At 69.3% G+C, this 19,560-nt stretch carries 18 protein-coding genes; 8 read left to right on the top strand and 10 right to left on the bottom strand.

The window, feature by feature from the left end; genetic code table 11:
• Positions 1-376: 376 nt before the first annotated feature.
• Genes HDA44_RS33385 through HDA44_RS33400 form a run of 4 tightly spaced genes read right to left on the bottom strand, consistent with a single transcriptional unit; the run spans position 377 to position 4,369 of the window.
• Positions 377-1,828 (bottom strand): flavin-containing monooxygenase, encoded by a 1,452-nt coding sequence (locus tag HDA44_RS33385; protein WP_184841330.1) that lies wholly within the window; start codon positions 1,826-1,828, stop codon positions 377-379.
• A gap of 11 nt (positions 1,829-1,839) precedes the next feature.
• Positions 1,840-3,066: a lactate racemase domain-containing protein gene (locus HDA44_RS33390; protein WP_337906705.1), complete on the bottom strand. Its 1,227-nt coding sequence runs from the start codon at positions 3,064-3,066 to the stop codon at positions 1,840-1,842.
• The gene (locus HDA44_RS33395; protein ID WP_184841332.1) at positions 3,063-3,833 is read right to left on the bottom strand and encodes a hypothetical protein; all 771 of its coding nucleotides are present in this window, start codon (positions 3,831-3,833) and stop codon (positions 3,063-3,065) included. The genes HDA44_RS33390 and HDA44_RS33395 overlap by 4 nt, the downstream gene beginning before the upstream one ends.
• A 29-nt stretch (positions 3,834-3,862) precedes the next feature.
• The gene (locus tag HDA44_RS33400; RefSeq protein WP_184841334.1) at positions 3,863-4,369 is read right to left on the bottom strand and encodes a GNAT family N-acetyltransferase; all 507 of its coding nucleotides are present in this window, start codon (positions 4,367-4,369) and stop codon (positions 3,863-3,865) included.
• An 89-nt stretch (positions 4,370-4,458) separates the two neighbouring features.
• On the opposite strand from HDA44_RS33400, the gene HDA44_RS33405 reads away from it, so the two are divergent.
• Positions 4,459-4,974 (top strand): DinB family protein, encoded by a 516-nt coding sequence (locus HDA44_RS33405; RefSeq protein WP_184841336.1) that lies wholly within the window; start codon positions 4,459-4,461, stop codon positions 4,972-4,974.
• A gap of 427 nt (positions 4,975-5,401) precedes the next feature.
• Positions 5,402-6,547, top strand: a complete 1,146-nt coding sequence (locus HDA44_RS33410) for a hypothetical protein (RefSeq protein ID WP_184841338.1) — start codon at positions 5,402-5,404, stop codon at positions 6,545-6,547.
• A 128-nt stretch (positions 6,548-6,675) separates the two neighbouring features.
• On the opposite strand, the gene HDA44_RS33415 is transcribed toward HDA44_RS33410, so the two are convergent.
• A complete protein-coding gene (locus HDA44_RS33415; RefSeq protein WP_184841340.1) occupies positions 6,676-7,035 on the bottom strand; it encodes a YciI family protein in 360 nt (119 codons plus the stop codon).
• Between the two features lie 125 nt (positions 7,036-7,160).
• On the opposite strand from HDA44_RS33415, the gene HDA44_RS33420 reads away from it, so the two are divergent.
• Together HDA44_RS33420 and HDA44_RS33425 are read left to right on the top strand one after the other, a co-directional pair.
• A complete protein-coding gene (locus HDA44_RS33420) occupies positions 7,161-7,469 on the top strand; it encodes a nucleoside triphosphate pyrophosphohydrolase (protein ID WP_184841342.1) in 309 nt (102 codons plus the stop codon).
• 46 nt (positions 7,470-7,515) lie between these two features.
• The gene (locus HDA44_RS33425; protein ID WP_184841344.1) at positions 7,516-8,271 is read left to right on the top strand and encodes a class I SAM-dependent methyltransferase; all 756 of its coding nucleotides are present in this window, start codon (positions 7,516-7,518) and stop codon (positions 8,269-8,271) included.
• Between the two features lie 26 nt (positions 8,272-8,297).
• Here HDA44_RS33425 and msrA read toward each other — a convergent pair whose 3' ends face one another.
• Positions 8,298-8,948 carry a peptide-methionine (S)-S-oxide reductase MsrA gene (gene msrA / locus HDA44_RS33430; protein WP_184841346.1) on the bottom strand — a complete coding sequence of 217 codons (651 nt, stop codon included), beginning with the start codon at positions 8,946-8,948 and terminating at the stop codon, positions 8,298-8,300.
• 80 nt (positions 8,949-9,028) lie between these two features.
• Entirely contained in the window at positions 9,029-10,450 is a 1,422-nt protein-coding gene (yczR, locus tag HDA44_RS33435; RefSeq protein ID WP_184841348.1) for a MocR-like transcription factor YczR, read from the bottom strand.
• Between the two features lie 63 nt (positions 10,451-10,513).
• On the opposite strand from yczR, the gene yczE reads away from it, so the two are divergent.
• Positions 10,514-11,176, top strand: coding sequence for a membrane protein YczE (gene yczE / locus HDA44_RS33440; RefSeq protein WP_184841350.1), 663 nt, complete (start codon positions 10,514-10,516; stop codon positions 11,174-11,176).
• A gap of 77 nt (positions 11,177-11,253) precedes the next feature.
• Here yczE and HDA44_RS33445 read toward each other — a convergent pair whose 3' ends face one another.
• Positions 11,254-13,413 carry an MMPL family transporter gene (locus tag HDA44_RS33445; protein WP_184841352.1) on the bottom strand — a complete coding sequence of 720 codons (2,160 nt, stop codon included), beginning with the start codon at positions 13,411-13,413 and terminating at the stop codon, positions 11,254-11,256.
• Positions 13,414-13,531: 118 nt separating this feature from the next.
• On the opposite strand from HDA44_RS33445, the gene HDA44_RS33450 reads away from it, so the two are divergent.
• Positions 13,532-14,113: a TetR family transcriptional regulator gene (locus HDA44_RS33450; RefSeq protein WP_184841354.1), complete on the top strand. Its 582-nt coding sequence runs from the start codon at positions 13,532-13,534 to the stop codon at positions 14,111-14,113.
• Between the two features lie 162 nt (positions 14,114-14,275).
• On the opposite strand, the gene HDA44_RS33455 is transcribed toward HDA44_RS33450, so the two are convergent.
• Together HDA44_RS33455 and HDA44_RS33460 are read right to left on the bottom strand one after the other, a co-directional pair.
• A complete protein-coding gene (locus HDA44_RS33455) occupies positions 14,276-16,207 on the bottom strand; it encodes a hypothetical protein (RefSeq protein WP_184841356.1) in 1,932 nt (643 codons plus the stop codon).
• A 10-nt stretch (positions 16,208-16,217) separates the two neighbouring features.
• A complete protein-coding gene (locus HDA44_RS33460) occupies positions 16,218-16,799 on the bottom strand; it encodes a hypothetical protein (protein WP_184841359.1) in 582 nt (193 codons plus the stop codon).
• A 181-nt stretch (positions 16,800-16,980) separates the two neighbouring features.
• On the opposite strand from HDA44_RS33460, the gene HDA44_RS33465 reads away from it, so the two are divergent.
• Both HDA44_RS33465 and HDA44_RS33470 read left to right on the top strand, forming a co-directional pair.
• The gene (locus tag HDA44_RS33465; protein WP_184841361.1) at positions 16,981-18,135 is read left to right on the top strand and encodes a cystathionine gamma-synthase; all 1,155 of its coding nucleotides are present in this window, start codon (positions 16,981-16,983) and stop codon (positions 18,133-18,135) included.
• A 45-nt stretch (positions 18,136-18,180) separates the two neighbouring features.
• Positions 18,181-19,545 carry a glutamate mutase L gene (locus HDA44_RS33470; protein ID WP_184841363.1) on the top strand — a complete coding sequence of 455 codons (1,365 nt, stop codon included), beginning with the start codon at positions 18,181-18,183 and terminating at the stop codon, positions 19,543-19,545.
• The last annotated feature ends 15 nt before the right edge of the window (positions 19,546-19,560 follow it).

Raw genomic sequence — 19,560 nt, forward strand, 5'->3', positions numbered from 1 at the left:
GACACGACCGCCGACGGGCCGCGAGCGCGCATGAGTGGCGTGGCACTTGACTCCCTCGAATTTTCAGGGGGCAACCCTCTGCCGGAGTAGGCAAGCCCGACCAGCCGCAAAGAGCAGTCCACTCGGGTGCTGGTGAGCCTCTGCCGAAATGCGGTCCCGTGCTGGGGCATCCCGCCTGAACCATTCCCTACGGGGGCACAGCCTCCAACGCCACGGATGCAGCACCCCGCCGAAGGTGGGCAACAGGCAGCCGCCGAGAGGCGTGTCCCTTCTCCTACGAGCACAGGCCCGACGGGCACAGGCTCCACCCGGCGGCGGTAGCAACCCCGCCAGAGGCGGCAATAGCTAGCCGCCGCGGAGCGGTGTCGTTGTGGGGTTAGTGGACTACGGCGAAGTCGGTGGGGTCTAGTTTTCGGGTTTGGTGCCAGTACTTCATGGTCCAGTCGGGCCAGATGGTGGAGTTTCGGCCGGAGGGGTCCAGGTACCAGCTGGTGCAGCCGGATTGCCAGACGGTGTTGTTGAGGTCGCCTTGGATCGTGTCGACGAAGCGTTCCTGGACCTCCTCGCGGACCTCGACGTACGACGCGCCTCGTCGGCGGAGCAGGTGCAGTGCCTGCATCACGTACCGGACCTGGGCCTCGATCATGAAGACCATCGACGAGTGGCCGAGGAGGGTGTTCGGGCCGACCAGGAGGAACAGGTTCGGGTACCCGGCGACGGTGATGCCGAGGTGCGCGCCGACGCCGTTGTGCTTCCAGTGGTCGGCGAGGTCGACGCCGTCCTTGCCCAGGACCGGCATCCGGGTCAGGTTCGCGGAGACGGTGAAGCCGGTGCCGAGGATGAGGGTGTCGCAGGCGCGGTCGGTGCCGTCGGCGGTGACGACGCCGGTCGGCGTGATCCGCGTGATCGGGGTGCTGACGACGCTGACGTTCGGGCGGGCGAGCGCGGGGTAGTAGTCGTTCGAGATCAGGATCCGTTTGCAGCCGATCTGGTAGTCCGGGGTCAGCTTGGCGCGCAGTTCGGGGTCGGTGACCTGTTTGTGCAGGTGCCGCTTCGCCTGGAGTTCAAGGCCTTTCATCAGCTTCGGGTTCCCGGCGAAGCCGGCGCCGCGACCTTCGAGACCCCAGTAGACGGCGTCGCGAATCACCCGCTGGCCGGCCGGGAACCGCTGGTACAGCTTGCGTTCCCAGCCCGCGATGGCCCGGTCCGGCTTCGGCGTGACCCACGGCGCGGTCCGCTGGTACACGTCCAGCTGGGCGACCTGCGGCGCGATCTCGGGTACGAACTGGATGGCGGACGCACCGGTCCCGATCACCGCCACGTTTCGCCCGCGCAGGTCCTGGGAGTGATCCCAAAGCGCGGAGTGGAACGCCGTACCGGCGAAGGTGTCCAGGCCGGGGAGGTCGGGGACGTTCGGCTGGTGCAGGCTGCCGACGCCGGTGACCAGGGCCTGGGTCTCGATCGTCTCGCCGCCGTTCACCGTGACGGTCCAGCGGCCGGTGGCCTCGTCGAAAACGGCCTCGGTGACTTCGGCGCCGTACCGGATCTTGTCCGCGATGCCGTACTTGTCCGCGCAGTGCCGCAGGTAGTCGAGGATCTCGTTCCAGGGCGCGAACATCCGGGTCCAGCGCGGGTTCTGCTCGAACGAGAAGGAGTACAGGTACGAGGGGATGTCGCAGGCGCAGCCCGGGTACGTGTTGTCCCGCCACGTGCCGCCGAGGTCGTCGGCCTTCTCCAGGATGACGAAGTCCTCGCAGCCGGCCTGCTTGAGCTTGATCCCCATGCACAGCCCGGAGAACCCGGACCCGATGATCACCACCTCAGCCATAGCTGCCGAGGTTACTCCTTCAACCGGTACAAGGTCTCGCCTGCGTTCGGGACGACGAAGGTGTCCGGGTCGGCCTCGTACGCGGTGAGGTCGATGGTGGCGGGGTCGAGATACCCGAGGTTCGCGCCGCGTACGACGTCCTCGGCGATCCCGGTCGCGAGCGTGACCTGGACGCGCAGGTGCTCACCGGTGGCCGGGTCCCAGGTGCCGGCGCCGCGCAGGTGGGTCGAGTGCGCGAGTACGCCCCAGTGCAGGTCGCGGAACTGCTCCCACTGGCCGAGGAAGTAGTCGCGGCAGTGGTACCCGATCCGCGCGATCTCCGGATGCATCGCGGCCAGTTCGGTGACGTGCGGCGCGTACAGGATGACTTCGCCACCGTCCGCGACGATCGGCTCGACCTTGTAGAACCCCTTGGCCGCGGTCCAGATGTCGGCGTACTTCGCCGGCATCACCGACACCACCCGCCGCACCGGACGGTCCAGGTACCGGACGTGGGTCTGCGCGGAGATCTCGGCCGCGGCGCGCCACGACTCGGTGGTGTCGCCGAACGCGATCGCATGCAGCGCGTCCGTACCGGACTGGGCGACCACGGACAGCGCGAGTTTCTCCGCCGGGATCATCGCCGCGGCCTCGTCGATCAGTGCGCGTACGGGCGTGATGCCCGGTGTGCCGATGATGTTCGCGCTGGTGATCAGTGCGCCGAGCCAGTGCGACAGGTCGATGACTTCCTGACCGGCGACCCCGGGGAAGAAGTACTTGTTGCCGCCGGAGAACCCGACCACCTCGTGCGGGAACACCGGGCCGACGACCAGCGCCACGTCGTGTTCGACGACCGCGCGGTTCAGCCGGACCGGTACCTCGTCGCGGAGCATCTCGGCGGAGATCTCGCCGACCCGCGCGGAACTGATCGTGCCGAGGCCGGCGAAGGTTTCCGGGTTCCACCACTCGTGGTTGAGTACGTTCGGGTAGTCGTCGCCGAGGTGCTTGCGGAGCTGTTCGGCGGTCATCTCCGCATGGGTGCCGAGGGCAACCAAAATCGTGACCTGGCTGCCTTTGAGGGCCTGTGTGACCGCCTTCAGCAGCAGCGGGAGCGGGCAGCTGCGGGTCGCGTCGGGGACGATAACGCAGACGCTGCGCCCCGCGAGACCCGCGCCGGCCAGGGCGTCACCGATGAACGCCGTCACCTCGTCCTCGGTCAGGACCTGACCCGCACCACCGATCACCGCTGCTGTAGTCACAACTCGACCCTACTCACCGCCTGCGCCTTGGTGGGGTTGGGCCGCGTCGAGCGCGACCATTGGACGCCGACGATCACCGCGTACGCCACACCCGCCGCCGGCGCCGCCCAGAACCGGAAGAACGGGAGCTGACCGGCGAAGGCGGTCGCGGCGAACACCAGGCCGTACGTGGTCAGCCCGGCGACCGTGCCGCGACGGCGGGATTCGAGCGCGGTACTGGGAAGCGGACCCATGTGGTTGTCGAGCGCGGCGCCGAACGCGCTGAGTCCGACCAGCGTCAGCACGATGAAGAGGATCGCGCCGGGCAGCTCGCCGAACGCAATCGCGGCCACGTTCACGAACGTCACGACGGCGAACACGAGCGCCATGTCGATGGCACCGAAGATCAGGTGCGTACGGCGCCTGCGGCGGAGGTTGATGTCGTCGGCCGTGCGTACGGGGCCCGGGTCGCCGGTGAGGCGGCGTACGACGAGGACGAGGCTGACCGCGATCACGGCCAGCAGGAGTACGCCGATGATCGACAGGACGACGGATCGGGTCGTCGACATGTACTGGCGGACGGTGTCGCCGTACACGCAGCTCGCCGACGGCGGGAACCAGCCGCTACGTACCGTGGTCAGGTTGTCCTCGGTGAGGAACTTCTTGCCACAATCCCGGTCCGGGTCGTACCAGCCCGGCATCGACAGCGTCACCACTGTCGCCCACACCAGCCCGCCGAGAAGCCCCAGCCCCAGCAACCAACCCGCCCGCCGCCGCACCACGTCCACGGCTCTACCTTCTCATTGGTGGCCGGGAGTTACGCCTCCGGTGACAGCTGCTTGGTGTACATCAGGTTGGCGCTGTCGTCGTTGCGGACGAGTTCGCCGGGCGGTACGGGGCGGTTGTCGTACATCAGGCCCTTGCCGTCGGGGATGTAGCCGCGACGGGCGTACATGCGCTGGGCGGTGCCGTAGTCGGCGTACAGGCCGACGCCGATGCCGACCACCGGGGATCGGGTGGCGACCAGTTCCTCGGCGGCGTCCATCAGGGTGGTGCCGATGCCGCGCCGACGGTACGGCGGGAGGACGTTGAAGTCCTGGATCTCGGGCATCACCTGGAAGTACGGCGACACCCAGCGCACCGTCACGTACCCGGCGAACACGTCGTCGACCGTCGCGACCAGTACGTCCCGGTCGCCGGCTTCCTGCTCGGCGAGGTACCGGCGGTACTGGCTCGCGGGTTTGTCCCAGCCCAACGCGGCGAAGGCGGCGGCGAGCACCGGCGGATCGTCGGCGTGCAAGGGGCGGATCGCAGGTCCGGACATGCCCGACAGCCTGCTGTGCGGACGGTGACGGCGCAAACGAGTTTAGTAGCGGTCAAAACCTGACCGCTATATCTTCTAGAGTTCTGGGCATGACGAACAATCCGGTAAGTGGTGAGCGGGCCGACCTGCTCGAGTTCCTGGGCAAGCACCGGCACTTCCTGCGGCACACCGCGCAGGGTCTGACCGACGAGCAGGCGAGTACGCGCTCGACGGCGAGCGAACTGACGATCGGCGGCGTGATCAAGCACGTGTCGGCGACCGAAGCACACTGGGCCGGCTTCGCGCAGGGCAAGGGCGGCAACCTGCCGACCGAGTACACGCCGGAGGTGATCGCCGCCTGGCAGGACCAGTTCCGCCTGGTCGAGGGCGAGACGCTGGCCGACGTACTCGCCGAGTACGAGAAGGTGGCCGCGGCGACCGACGAGTTGGTTCGTACGCTCGACCTCGACGTCAGCTTCGAGCTCCCGTCCGCCCCGTGGCAGCCGCCGGGCGTGTTCTGGACCGTACGCCGCGTCTTCTTCCACATCGCTGCCGAAACCGCCCAGCACTCCGGCCACGCCGACATCATCCGCGAAACCATCGACGGCCAAAAAACCATGGGCTGACCCCGGCCGACCCGAACCCCGCGCCCCCAACCCGAACGGATCTCCACCGGCGTTGAGGGTTCTCCATCGGCACACCAGTAGAGAACCCTCAACACCAGTGGATATCCGTCTGTTGGGGGAACTGCTTCCGGGGGAGTGGGGCCGCGGGAGTCTGTGGTGGTGGGGGGCGTTGGCGGGTCGCGAGGAACGTGGGGTGCGGCGCGCGGTGGAATGGCGTTGCCGGGCTTTAGGAAGCCGGGGTCGCGTGGCATTGGAGGGTTGTGGGGCAGCCGGGGTGCGGCGGGGTGTTAGTGGGTTGTGAGGAAGTTGGGGTGGGGGAGTTTGGGGTGGGGGTGGGGTGGCGTTAGCGGGTTGCGAGAAGGCTGGTGTGGGGGGATCCGGGCGCTGAAGATGGGCTGGTGATCGGAGCGGATGCTGGGGTGTCGAGGTGATCGGCGGGTTCGTCGTCGAGGGTGCGCTGATCGGCGCCGCGGGCTGCGCGGTCTGGGAGGTGGCGGTCCGCGCTCGGCGGTGGGTCCGAAGCACCCGGCGGCTCAGCCGGCTCGCGCGCTACCTGGAGCACACCAGTCATTCGTTGCGCGAGGTCGCGTTGAGCATCTGGAAGTCGACTGATCCGTCGATGCGTCAGGTCGCGCACGCGATGCTCGACCTGACCGCGGAGTTCGAAACCGCCGCGGCCCGCTGCCGGTCCCGAACCTGGCGTCCACAGCGCGCGCACCGTCACCATCTGAACAACCTGATGACGGCGGCCCAGGTGCTGCGCCGTACCGCCCACAGCCCCCAACTCGACCGCACCACCGACGGCGCCGCCCTGCACCTGATCGCCGACAGCCTCCGCCGCACAACCACCCTCGGCTTCGCCATCGAACCCCCAACCCGAGGCCCGGCCACCCCCCTCCATCCCAACCCAGCCAACACACCAACCTGGACCAACCCACCCCCGCCAACCAACCCCCACCCCACCCGAAACACCCCACCCACCCCGGGTCACGACCCCCACCCCCGACCCGCCACAGACCTGACCCCCAGCACCTCCCACACCCCAGCCGCGAGCCCAACCCGCGACGCTCACCCAAGCCCCGATGCGTACCCAACCCACGGCGCGGCCGTGCAACCCGACGCGCACGTGACCCCCGGCGCGGACCCGAGTCACGGTGCGTACCCGACCCACAGCGCGGACGTGCGACCCGACGCGCACGTGACCCCCGGCGCGGACCCGAGTCACGGCGGGTACCCGACTCGCAGCGCGGACCCGAGCCGGGGTGGGTACCCGAGGTCTGGTGTGGTTCCCGACTCGGCGGGTGTGGCGGCGGCGCTCTCGTTGACGGACCTGGCCAACCTCCGGACCGCGCAGATCGCCGAGCGCATCACCGCCGGCCTGACCGCGCCCCACGCCACCGTCGAATCCCGCTCGACCGCGCCCCATGCCCCGGCCAATCCCCGCTCGACAGAGCCCCGCGCCGCGGCCAAATCCCGTCTGTCCGCGCCCCGCGCCGCGGTTAAGCCCGGCCGGCCGCCAACCGCCCGCCCCCGCGGCACCACCACACCAACCTCCCACGGCCGCGACCTCTGAGCCCCAGACCCGCAGTCCGGCCGGGTGCCTCGCCGGCTGAGCCCACCCCACCCCACCCGCCCGGCGCGGAGCTCCGGTCGGTGGCTGTGGGCCCGTACATCGAACGCGGCACCTGCGCGTACGGTCTGCTACTGGGCGCGGCGGCGTGGCGCCTGGAAGCGGTGGACTTCTTGGGGCCAGCCGCAGGCGGTTGCGATTTTGCCGGCCCAGAGTCGCGCTGCCGCCTCGTCCGCGACGTCGACGACCGCGAATCCGCCGAGGTGTTCCTTGGATTCGGCGTACGGGCCGTCGCTGAACAGTGGCGTGCCGCTCGAGGCGTCGACGCTCACCACCGGCGCGTCCGGGTCCAGTCCGCCGGTGAAGATCAGCACCCCGGCCGCCTCCATCTCCGTCCGCAGCGCGGTCACCCGCCGCCCCGCCTGCTCGAATTCCGCGTCGGTCAGATCCGGTACCCAGCTCTGATCGAACGCGATGAGGTACTCAGCCATCTCGTCTCCTCAATCCGGGGCGGCCCCAAAGCCCACCCTCCACCATCACCACGAACCCCAACCCCACAATCCGACACCACCACCAACTTCCCGTACGGTGCGCACACACGCCGAACGGAGATCACATGTCCAAACTCGTCCGCGACCGCATCCCGGACCTGATCCGCGCGTCCGGCGCCGAGCCGATCACCCACCGGGCCACCGCACCCGAGTACACGCACCAACTCCGCGCCAAACTCCAGGAGGAGGTCGACGAGTTCCTGACCGCGGACCCGGCCGGCGCAGTCGAGGAGCTGGCCGACATCATCGAGGTCGTCTACGCCCTGGCCGCCGACCTGGGCGCCACCAGCGAGTCCTTGGACGCGACCCGCGCCACGAAAGCCGCCGAACGCGGTGCCTTCACCACCCGCACCATCTGGAGCGGCAACCGCTGACGCAAATGGGAGGCACCAGGGGACTGGGTGGTGCCAGGATGCTGGCATGGGTGTGCGGGCGTTGAGTTTCGGGTCGGTGGCGGAGGCGTACGAGCGGTACCGCCCTGGGTACCCGACCGAGCTTCTCGAGCTGGTGGTGGCGTACGCCGGCGCGCCGATCCGCACCGCGCTTGAGATCGGCGCCGGGACGGGCAAGGCGACGCGGCTTTTCGTACAGGGCGGGATCGCGGTCACGGCGACTGAACCGGACGCGGCCATGCTCGCGGAGTTGCGCAAACACCTGCCGAACGTCACCACCGTGCAGGCCGCGTTCGAGGACCTGCCGTTGGATTCGGCGTACGACCTGGTGTACTCGGCCGCCGCACTGCATTGGACGAACCCGGACGGGCGCTGGGACCGGATGGCCGCACTCGTCCGGCCGGGTGGTGTCTTCGCATCGTTCGGTGTGCCGATCCAGCTGGCCGCCCCGGACCTCACGGAGGCAGTACGCGCGGCCCGTGCCCCGTTCCTCGACGACGACGGCGTCCCATCACCCGACGGCACGCCCGCGGATCACCCGATGCAGTGGCCCGGCACCGAACTCCAGCAGTCCGAATGGTTCACCGACGTCCGGCAGACGGTGATCCCCCGCCGAATCACGATGCCCGCCGCCGACTACATCGGCCAACTGTCGACAGTCTCGGCGTACGTACTCCTGAAGCCCGCCGACCGCGACGAGGTCTTCCGCCGAATCCTCCACGTCCTCCCGGAAACCGTCGAACTCAACGCCGAAGTCCAAGCCCACCTGGCCCACCGCCGCTAACCAGCGCGTACGGCAGCGCCCCAAGCTCAGCCCTGTTGGTCGGCCGGAAACGGTGCGCCGGTGTTGCTGTGGCAGCGGTAGCCGTTGGGGTTCTTGTGGAGGTACTGCTGGTGATAGGCCTCCGCGTAGTAGAACGTGGTGGCGGGGGCTATTTCGGTGGTGATGTCGTCGTAGCCGAGGGGTTTGATGACGGGGGCGTACAGGTCGCGGGTGCGTTCGGCCTCGGTGCGCTGGGCGTCGGTGGTGTAGTAGATCGCGGAGCGGTACTGGGAGCCGAGGTCGTTGCCCTGGCGCATGCCCTGGGTCGGGTCGTGGGTTTCCCAGAAGACTTTGAGCAGGTCGGTGAAGGTGGTCTTGCTGGGGTCGTACACGATCCGGACCGCTTCGGCGTGGCCGGTGCGGCCGGTGCAGACTTCCTCGTACGTCGGGTTCGGGGTATAACCGCCCGCATACCCGACGGCGGTGGTGTACACCCCGGGCAGTTGCCAGAAGATCTCCTCGGTACCCCAGAAACATCCCGTTCCGAACCAGACTTCCTCGAAGCCCTCAGGTGCGGCGGCGGTCTGCGGGGTGTGCAGGACGATGTTGTCGTCGGGTACGGCGAAGCCGGGCGTGTCCCGTCCGGGCAGGGCGGCCGACGGCTCGACCATGGCGGTGTTGCGGGTGAAGAACGACATTCTCACGCCTCTCGCAGTCTGACTCTCATAGTCCCTCAACGCCCACGCCCAGGCGAACCTTCCCCGGCGCCCTTACGGCATCAGGCGATCATCACCCCGGGCCGGGCCCCCCGCACGGAGGCGTACGACTCCGCGACGCGCGCGACGCCTTCCCGGAGCGCGTCCACTTCGAGCGTGAACGGGAGCCGGACGAAGGATTCGAGGCCGCCGTCGGGGGAGAACCGGGAGCCGGCGACCAGCAACGCGCCGTTGCGCTGGGCGACGCCGACCAGGCTGGAGCCGACCGGCTCAGGCAGTTCGCACCAGAGCGAGAGCCCGCCGCCAGGCAACCGGAAGTTCCACGACGGAAGGTCCCGGGCGACCGCGTCAGCGAGTGCATCCCGCCGCTGCGCCAGCGCGGCCCGGCGCTCGGGCAGCAGCGTGGCGCGCTGCCGCAGCAGGTCCGCGACAACGAGCTGCTCCAGCACCGGGGCCCCGAGGTCCAACGACGCCCGGGCGTCCAGCACCCGCGCCACCAACGAGGACGGCACCCGCATCCACCCGATCCGCAGCCCGCCCCAGAACGACTTGCTCACCGATCCGACCGTGATCACCCCGTCCGGGTCGTACGACGCGAACGGCGGCGGCATCTCCTGCCCGTCCAGCGACAGCTCGAACAGCGTCTCGTCCACGATCGCCGTCGTCCGGCTGCGCGCGAACGCGGCCGCGAGTTGCTGCCGATCCGCCGCCGGCAACAGGAAACCGGTCGGGTTCTGGAAGTCCGCGACCAGCCACGCCGCCCGCGGCGCCGTCTGCCGAATCGTTGCCTCCAGCAATGGAAGGTCCCACCCACCGGGCGACATCGGTACGGCGACCACCCGGCAGCCGCTGCGCCGGATCGCGTCCACCGAGTTCGGGTGGGTCGGGCTCTCGGTCAGTACCCGATCGCCTATCTGGGTGAACGCCCGGACCGCGATCGACGTCGCCGCGAGCGCGCCGGCGGTGACGATGATCTGATCCGGCGAGGTCGGCAGGCCGCGTTCGCCGTACGCCGCCGCGATCTCCGCCCGCAACACGGGCAGCCCCTGCGGGTGGTACCCAGGCGTCGTCAGGTGCACCGGCATCTCCGCGGCCGCCGACGCCACCGCCGTACTGATCCCCGGGATCGCGGACGGCGCCGCGCAGGTGAAGTCGTACAACCCGGCGGTGTCGATCCATGGCGCCTGGTGCCGCGCGAGCCTCGGCTCGACCTTCGTCGGCAGCGCCGTGACGCTGCCCGAACCGCGCCGGCTGATCAGGTACCCGTTGTCCCGCAGCTCGCGGTACGCCGACGCGACCGTGGTCCGGCTGACCCCCAACGCGTCGGTCAGCTCGCGCTCACTCGGCAGCCGCGAACCGGGCATGATCCGCCCGTCCGCGATCAGCAGCCGGAGCCGTTCGGCCAGTACGCGGTACGCCGGGCCGGTGCCGTCGGCCCAGTCACCGAGCAGACTGGACAAGGTGCTCGCGGGGAGATAGCGCATGCAGTCCACTATCGCGCAATTGGCTATCGAACACCAGGCCACTTGGCACCGACACTGGAGTACGTGACCGCCACCTCCGCTGCCCCGTCGCGGCAGCTCGCGCCCATCAACCCGATTCAGCAGCTGAAAGCAGGCCACCTGCCGCGCCGCCTGGTCCAGCTGTACGTCGGCCTGACGCTGTACGGCGCCTCGATGGGCCTGATGATCCAGGGCAATCTCGGCCTGAACCCCTGGGACGTGTTCCACGTCGGCATCACCAAGCACCTCCCGCTCAGCTTCGGGACCGTCGTGATCGCGATCAGTTTCGTCGTCCTGCTCGCCTGGATTCCGCTCCGGCAGTGGCCTGGCGTCGGTACGCTCAGCAACGCGATAGTGATCGGCCTGGTCGCGGACCTCACGCTGGCGACCGTCGGCCGGCCGGACGAGCTCTGGTTGCGGATCGTGTTCATGCTGGCCGGTGTCGTGGTCAACGCGCTGGCCGGCGCGATGTACATCGGCGCGCAGTTCGGCCCCGGGCCGCGCGACGGGCTGATGACCGGCCTGGTACGCCGCACCGGGTTGAGCGTTCGCCTGGTGCGTACGTCGATCGAACTCACCGTACTCGCGACCGGTTTCCTGATGGGCGGATCGATCGGCGTCGGCACGGTCGTGTACGCGCTGTCGATCGGCCCGTTGGTCCACTACCTGCTGCCACTCTTCACGGTCCGGCTGAAGGGCCAAGCCTGACAAATGCGGCGGGCCCCCGGACCTGGTGTGTCCGGGGGCCCGCCGCTCTCGCAGGACCCCTCAGCCTGCGGGTCTTTTCAGCCGACCGGCTCCAGCTCACGCTCCTCGGGAGCCGCCGAGCCGTTCTTCAGGCGCCGCGGCCACCATGCGCGGGTACCCAATAGCGCGATCACGCTCGGTACCAGGAAGATCGACATCACGAACGCGGAGATGACGATCCCGGCCGCGACCGAGAAGCCCATCTCGGTCAGCAACGCCATCCCGGCCAGCATCAGCGACGAGAAAGTCCCGGCCAGGATCAACCCGGCCGCTGCCACCGACGGACCACCGTGCTCGATCGCCAGGTCGGCCGCGGTCCGTGGATCGGTGCCGCGTTCGGCTTCTTCGCGCAGCCGGGCGATCATCAGGATGTTGTAGTCGGTGCCGATGGCAACGACGAACAGGTACAGCATGATCGGCAGCGAGAACGTCACCCCGGCATGCCCGGCCGCGCCCTGGAACACGAACACGGTCGCGCCGATCGAGCTGAAGAAGCTCAGCACCACCGCGAACATCAGGATCAGCGGCGCGATCAGCGACCGCAGCAGCAGCGCCAGGATGATCGCGATCAGCCCACCCGCGACCGGGAAGATCACCGACAGGTCCCGGCTGTTGGCGGAACGGATGTCGGTGTAGCTCGCGGTCACGCCACCGATCAGCGCGGTCGTTCCTTGCGGCGCCTCGGCGTGCGCCGTGTCCCGGAGCTGCCCGTCGACCAGGTCGAGCGCGGCGTTCGCGTACGGGGGATCGTCCAGTACGACGTTGATCTGGGCAACGGTCCGGTCCTTGTTCAGCAACGCCAGGCTGCCGTCCGCCCCGGCCGGAAGTACCGCGCCGACTCCGTCGACCTTCGCGAGTTTCCCGGCGTACGTGCTGAGTTCGGCCGGGTCCAGCGGAGTGCCGTTCGTGCTGCGTACGTACACGGTGGTCGGGTTGAGCGCGCCGGCCGGGAAGCCGGACTGCAGGTCCTTGATCGCGCGCGCCGACTCGGTACCGTCCGGGAGCTGGCCGAACGCGTCGTAGTCGACCTTCATCCCGAGCGAGCCGAGCGCGAGTACGACCATCACCGCGCCGGAGATCGCCGCGACCACGGCCGGCTTGCGCGCGGTGAACACCCCGAGCCGCTTGAACATCGCGCCCTTCGGCGTCCGCTGCCAGGACTTCGACGGCCAGAACACCTTCGGGCCGAGCAGCGACACGACCGCCGGGATCAGCGTGATCGCCGCGAACGCCATCACCGCGACCGCGATCGCGAGGCCCGGGCCGAGGCTCTTGAACCCGCCGAACACGGCCAGCAGCAGCGCGCTGAACGCGACCACGATCGCACCCGCCGCCGACACGATCACCTCGGCGACGCGGGCGACCGCGTCCACCAGGGCCTGTTTCGGTTCCTCGCCGGCCCGGAGCCGTTCGCGGTAGCGGAAGAGCAGGAACAGGATGTAGTCGGTGCCGACGCCGTACAGCACCACGGTCAGGATCGTCTGCAGGTCCTGGGTGACGTGCAGATCCGTCGCCTTCGCGACCAGCGCGATCAGGCCGGGCGCGATCGCGGACACCAGACCGACGGTGAGAATCGGCAGGAACGCGGCGATCGGGCTGCGGTAGATCACCAGCAGCAGGCCGACGATCAGTATCAGCGTGGCGATCCCGACCACCACGAAAGCGTTCTCGAACGCGTCCTGGTTGTCGAGGTACAGCGCCGCGTCGCCGGTCACGCCGTACTCGAGGTCGGCGCCGGTCAGCGCGGGACCGGTCACGTCACGGATCTTCTGGACCGCATCCAGGACCGCCTGCTCGTCCGGGAGTCCCTTCAGGCCGACGCTGACGATCTGTACCTGCTTGTTCGGCGAGACGGCTTGTGGGCCGGTGACCGCGGCGGTGACGCGGTCGATCTTCGCGCTGGTGATCTTGGCCGCCAGCGCGGTGATTTTGGCCTGGTCGGCGGCGGTCAGTTCACCGCCCGCGCCGCGCTTGACCACGATGCTGGCGGTCGCGTCGTTGGTCTGCCCGAACGCGTCCGCGGCCAGCTTCTGCGCCTGCACGGATTCGTACTTGTCCGGCAGCAGCGCCGCCTGGTCCTTCGTGGTGACGTCCGCGAGGGTCGGCGCGAACGCGATCACCGCGATCGCCGCGACCACCCAGGCGGCGATCACTTTCCACGGATGGTGGACGACGAAACGCCCGAGTCTGGTGAACACCCCGAACCCTCCTGAGGGTCAGCTGGCTGTCAGGTTGACCTGAATCACTGTCTACCTGCCGGTCGGTAGGTAGACTACCTGCCGCACGGTAGGCAAGTGAAGATGAGAAGGTGGTGACGTGCAGCACCCGACCGGTTCCCGTGACACCAAGGGCGACATCCATCGCGCCGCCGTCCAGCTGTTCTCGACCCAGGGGTACGAGAAGACCAGCCTGCGCGAGATCGCCGAACAAGTCGGCATCACCAAGGCGTCGCTCTACTACCACTACTCGTCGAAACAGGACCTGCTGCGCGCGATCATCGGCACCTTCCTGGACGACATCTCCGTGGTGCTGAGCTCGGTGGAGACGATTCCGTGGTCCCCGGAGGCGGAGCAGGAGGCACTCCGGGCGTACGTGGACGTGGTCGTCGCACACCGGAGTACCGGGCCGACACTGCTCCGCGACATCACCGCGGTGCTCGCCGCGTTCGGGGACGACCTGGACGCGCTGATCGCCCGGAGCCGCCGCTTCCAGCTCTGGCTGGCCGGCCCCGACCCGACCGCCGCCGACCGCCTCCGCGCCGCCGCCGCGGTCGAAACCGTCGGCGCCGCGATCTCAACCGACGTCGACCTCGAGGCCACCCCCGCCGAAGTCCGCGCCATCCTCCTGGAAGCCGCGACCGCGGTCCTCAGTCACCGCGGCCAACCCCCACCCACCTAGCCAAACAAGAACGCTTTCCGACGAACCGGGGCCTGTTGCCCTTGCATTCGCCGGAAAGCGCTCTGGATATCTGCTGCAAACACTCCTACGCCGTGCAGGTCAGTCCGTGCCGCGCTCGGTCCGCACCCGCCGTGGCGGCTCAGTCCGTGCCCGTTGTGCGGCTCAGTCCTTGCCGCGGGTGGTGTCGCGGTTGGCTCCTGGCTTGGAGGCACCGGACCTGTCGCTGCCCGCGGCTGTCTGAGCAGCTTGCTCGGGGCTGGATGGCCTTGGTGGAGCTACGTCACCCGCGGCATCGAGGGCTCTGACGGTGTCTGCTTTGGCCGCCAGCTGTTTGTTTTCCGGTGCGGACTGAACCGGCGCCGGCTGCGGCGGAGAGGTCTCCGGGTGTACGGCGCGGTCCACCCACTCCTGATCGGTCACCGGCGAAGGACCCGACCGGTCCTCACCAGCAACCGGCTGCACCGCCGCCGGAGCCTCCGATTCCACCCCAGTCACCGTTTGCTCCGGCTCCCGCACCTCCGGCGCGACCTGCTCCGGCGCGACCTGCTCCGGTGCGACCTGCTCCGGTGCGACCTGCTCCGGTGCCTGAGCCTGCTCCGGCTGCTGCGCCTCGGGGTGCGGTGTTTCCGGCGGGACAGTGGCTGGTTGTGGCGACTCCAGAGGCGGCCACGGTTGTGCGGGCGGTCGGTTCTTCCCCGCATTCGGATTCGGCCTTGGCCTCGGTGCAGGCCTCCTCGGCGACTCCGGCTGCTGCGGGTCACCAGCTTGCGCCTGCGCCTGCGCCTGCGCCTGCGGCTGCGCCTGCGCCTGCGCCTGCGCCTGCGCCTGCGGCTGCGCCTGCGGCTGCGCCTGCGCCTGCGGCTGCGCCTGCGGCTGCGCCTGCGGCTGCGGCTGCGCCTGCGGCTGCGCCTGCGGCTGCGCCTGCGGCTGCGCCTGCGGCTGCGCCTGCGGCTGCGCCTGCTGTTGTGCCTGGGGTTGTGCTGGTGCTTGTTGTGGTTGGGGTGGCTGCTGTTGTGCCTGGGGTTGTGCTGGTGCTTGTTGTGGTTGGGGTGGCTGCTGTTGTGCCTGGGGTTGTGCTGGTGCTTGTTGTGGTTGGGGTGGCTGCTGTTGTGCCTGGGGTTGTGCTGGTGCTTGTTGTGGTTGGGGTGGCTGCTGTTGTGCCTGGGGTTGTGCTGGTGCTTGTTGTGGTTGCGGCGGCTGCTGTTGTGCCTGGTACTGGGCCAGTTGGGCCTGGAGGGCCTGCATGTTCGCGGCTTCTTGGGCGGCTTGGGTGGCCTGTTGCTGGATCAGCTGTACGAGCTGCGCGTTGAGCTGCTGAGTCGAGGCCAGTGCCGCCTGAATGGCCTGCTGGTTCTGCAGGATCCGCTGCTGGATGGCGGCGAACTGCTGAGCATTCGCCTGCTGCTGCGGCACCTGCCCAGGCTGCGGTCCCTGCGCCTGTCCAGGCTGCCTCGGCTGCTGCAAGGGACCCGGCTGCACAGGACCCGGCTGCACGGGACCGGGCTGTACCGGTCCGGGCTGTACCGGTCCGGGTTGCACCTGCCCGGGCTGCGCCGGCGCCTGCTGTGGTTGCGGCGCCTGGAACACCCTGCTGATATTCCCCTGTGCCAGCGCCGACAGGCTGAGCTTGGTCAGCGTGCTGTCGCTCCCGATCGCCCGCAGTACTCGTGGATCGGTGTTCTTCGCGTCCTTCATCGCCATCACCAGCGCGGCCTTGAGCATCTTCTTCCCGCGCCGGATGTTGCGCCGGCGGGAGACCGCGTTGGCTGCCCGCCGGAACGGGTTCCGGGTCGTGCGGTTCGGTGCCTGGGTCGCCCGTATGCGGGCGTTCGCCTCCTGTGCCCGCTGGTTGGCGACACCGGTATGCAGATCCGGCCGGATCCCGGCGTTGACGGTGCTGGTCGCCAGCCGCCGCAGGTCGCCCTTGGTCATCTGCGAGCGGCCGATCCGCTCGAGCACGTCCGGGTCCATGTTCTTCACGTCGCGGGCGGCGAGCGCGTACGCCGCCTTCAGCGTCTTCGCGCCCTGCTTCGTTTCCCGGTTCGCGGCCCAGCGAGATCTCCGGCTCGGACGTTCTGGTGAGGGCTGGCTCATCTGGGGTCTCCTAGTCGATGTAGACGGCGTAGTTGACCCCGACGGCGGTCGTCAGGGGTTCGTTGCTGGGCCGGGTGCTGTACAGGTGGATCTGCGCGCCCGGCCGCAGCCAGACGGCCAGGTGCCGGCGGCCGGTTCCCGCGCCGGGCTCCCACTCGTCCGCGAACGTCGGACTGCCGGAGTCGCCGATGTAGTCGGGTTCGCCCCAGTGCTGGGTGGCTAGGTTCAGGTGGTCGGGCCAGTGCGCGTCCAGCCCGGCCTCGGCCTCGGCGATGTCGTCCGGGCCGATGTCGTACGCCGACCAGCCGCTGTCCGGGCAGTCCGGGAACGCGAGCCCGTCGAACACGATCATCGTGGTCCCGCGCCGGGTGACGAAGCCCCAGGAGACCATCTCGTCGTCGATCACCTCACCGGGATCGAGCGGCCACGGCGCCCACGACGTCTGACCCATCACCCGCTGCACGAGGGCGCGTACGACCTCCGGCCCGGCGTCGTCGTCGTCCGGACCCGCGATCACGGTCCAGTCCACAATCTCGGCGAGATCCGCCATCGCCAGGTCATCCTGGTCGAGCGGCCTGTCCTGCGTCTTCATCCGGCCTGTGCCGTCCTTCCTGCCCGGTGAGTGGCGGCAACCCTCTGTGCGCAACGGTAGGGGTCGCAGTGGGTCATTCGCCAGCCGGTTCGACGCGCCGCGGCCCAATCCGGATCCGCCGAAGTTCCCTGGTCGTGGACGGCCTGCCGGTCCCGAGCAGACCAGGCCGTACGCTGGTCCGGTGAACAAGGAACACCGTTACGGCTTCGAGACCCTCGCCATCCACGCCGGGAACGAGCCCGACCCGACCACCGGCGCGGTGGTGCCGCCGATCTACGCCACCAGCACCTACAAGCAGGACGGCGTCGACGGCCTCCGCGGCGGCTACGAGTACTCCCGCTCGGCGAACCCGACCCGGACCGCGCTGGAGGAGTGCCTGGCCGCGATCGAGGCGGGCAACCGCGGCTTCGCGTTCGCCAGCGGCCTGGCCGCCGAGGACACCCTGATCCGGTCGGTCTGCGCGCCGGGCGACCACGTGGTGTTCCCCGACGACGCGTACGGGGGCACCTTCCGGCTGTTCTCCCGCGTCCTCGGCAACTGGGGTGTCGAGATGACGCCGGCCGCGGTCACGCACCCGGAGGCGATCCGGGCCGCGATCCAGCCGGGGCGGACCAAGGTGGTCTGGCTGGAGACACCGACGAACCCGCTGCTCAACGTCGCGGACATCGCCATCGTGGCGCAGATCGCGCATGACGCGGGCGCGTTGCTGGTGGTGGACAACACGTTCGCCTCGCCGTACCTGCAGCAGCCGCTCGAGCTGGGCGCGGACGTGGTCGTGCACTCGACCACCAAGTACATGGGTGGGCATTCCGACGTGGTCGGCGGCGCGCTGATCGTGCGTGACGCCGAGCTGGCCGAGAAGATCGCCTTCCACCAGAACGCGATCGGCGCGGTCGCCGGGCCGTTCGACGCGTGGCTGGTGCTGCGCGGGATCAAGACCCTGGGCGTACGGATGGATCGGCACAGCGACAACGCCGAGAAGGTCGTGGAGTTCCTGCAGCGGCACGAGTCGGTCAGCCAGGTGCTGTACCCGGGACTCGACGGTCACCCGGGGCACGAGACCGCAGCGAAGCAGATGAAGCGGTTCGGCGGCATCGTCAGTTTCCGCGTCACCGGCGGGGAGAAGCAGGCGCTGGACATCTGCAACAAGGCGGAGGTCTTCACGCTCGGTGAGTCGCTCGGCGGCGTCGAGTCGCTGATCGAGCACCCCGGAAAGATGACCCACGCGTCAGTCGCCGGTACGCCCCTGGAGGTCCCGGCCGACCTGATCCGCCTGAGCGTCGGCATCGAAACCGCCGACGACCTCCTCCAGGACCTGGACCGCGCGCTGTCCTGACTACTGTCCAGCGACGGAAGTTCGGTCAAGGGTTGGGGGTAAGTGGTGGGACTGGTGGTGGCCGTCGACTTCGGGTCGACGTTTACCAAGGCGGTGGCGGTTGATGGGGATTCGGGTGCGGTGGTCGCGCGGGCGGAGCATCGGACGACCATCGACACCGATGTGATGGACGGGTGGCATGCCTGCCGCGCGGTGCTTGAGGACGTGGACCGAGGCGTCAGGAACGCCGAAGTGCTCGCGTGTTCGAGCGCCGGCGGCGGTCTGCGGATCGGTGTCGTCGGCAACGAAGAGCTGGTCACCGCCGAGGCCGGGAAGCGGGTCGCGTTGTCCAGCGGCGGGCGCGTGGTCGCGGTGGTCAGCGGCGGACTGTCGGCGTCCAGCCAGAAGGAGCTCCGCAAGGACCGCCCGGATGTGGTGCTGCTGCTCGGCGGTACGGACGGCGGCAACTCGGCCGTACTGCTCAAAGCGGCCGAGACCCTGGCGAAGTACAACTGGCGGAAACCGATCGTTGTCGCGGGCAACGTCGACGCCCAGGCCGAGATCACCGAGGTACTCGGCGCGGTACCGCACGTGCTGGCCGGCAACGTGGTCCCGGAGATCGGGGTGTTCGCGCCGGACAGTGCGCGGGCGGCGATCCGGGAGATGTTCCTCAAGCACGTGATCGGCGGCAAGAACCTGTCTCGCGACCCGTCCTTCGCCCGGATGGTCCGCGCCGCGACCCCCGACGTCGTACTGCGCGGCGTCGAGGTACTCGCCGGTCTGCACGGTGACGTCGCGGTCGTCGACATCGGCGGCGCGACCACCGACGTACATTCGGTGATCGAACTCGACCCGGAGGACGCGAACCTCGGCCGCGAAGTGGTCGCCACCCATCCGGTCACCCGTACGGTCGAGGGCGATCTCGGCATGCGATGGAGCGCCGTACCGGTGGTCGAGGCCGGCGTCGAAGCCGAGCTGGTCGCCGGCGAGAGCGAGTTGCGTACGGCGGCCAGGCACCGGCACGACGACCCGTCCTTTCTCCCGGACAGTCCGCGCGAGGCGGCGTACGACGAGCAGTTGGCGAGCGTGGCGGCGACAGTCGCCCTGCGCCGGCACGCGGGCCGGCAGCGGATCGTTTTCGGCCCTGGCGGGCGCGTGATCGAGCGGTCCGGGAAGGACCTGCGCGAAGTGGATCTGCTGGTCGGGTCCGGGGGAGTGCTGCGGCACAACCCGCCTGAGGTCGCGGCGCGGATCCTCGGCTCGATCGGTACGAACGCGCGGGCGGAAGGCTGGCTCGTACCGCAACACGCCGAAATCTGCATCGACCGCGACTACGTACTCGCCGGCGTCGGCCTCCTCGCCGACCTCGCACCGAAAGCAGCCGAAGGCCTGGCCGGACACATTCATACAACGGCCACGACCGGGCACTAGCTAGGCTCATCACCA

This window comes from Kribbella solani, from assembly GCF_014205295.1.
Taxonomy (GTDB): Bacteria; Actinomycetota; Actinomycetes; order Propionibacteriales; family Kribbellaceae; genus Kribbella; species Kribbella solani.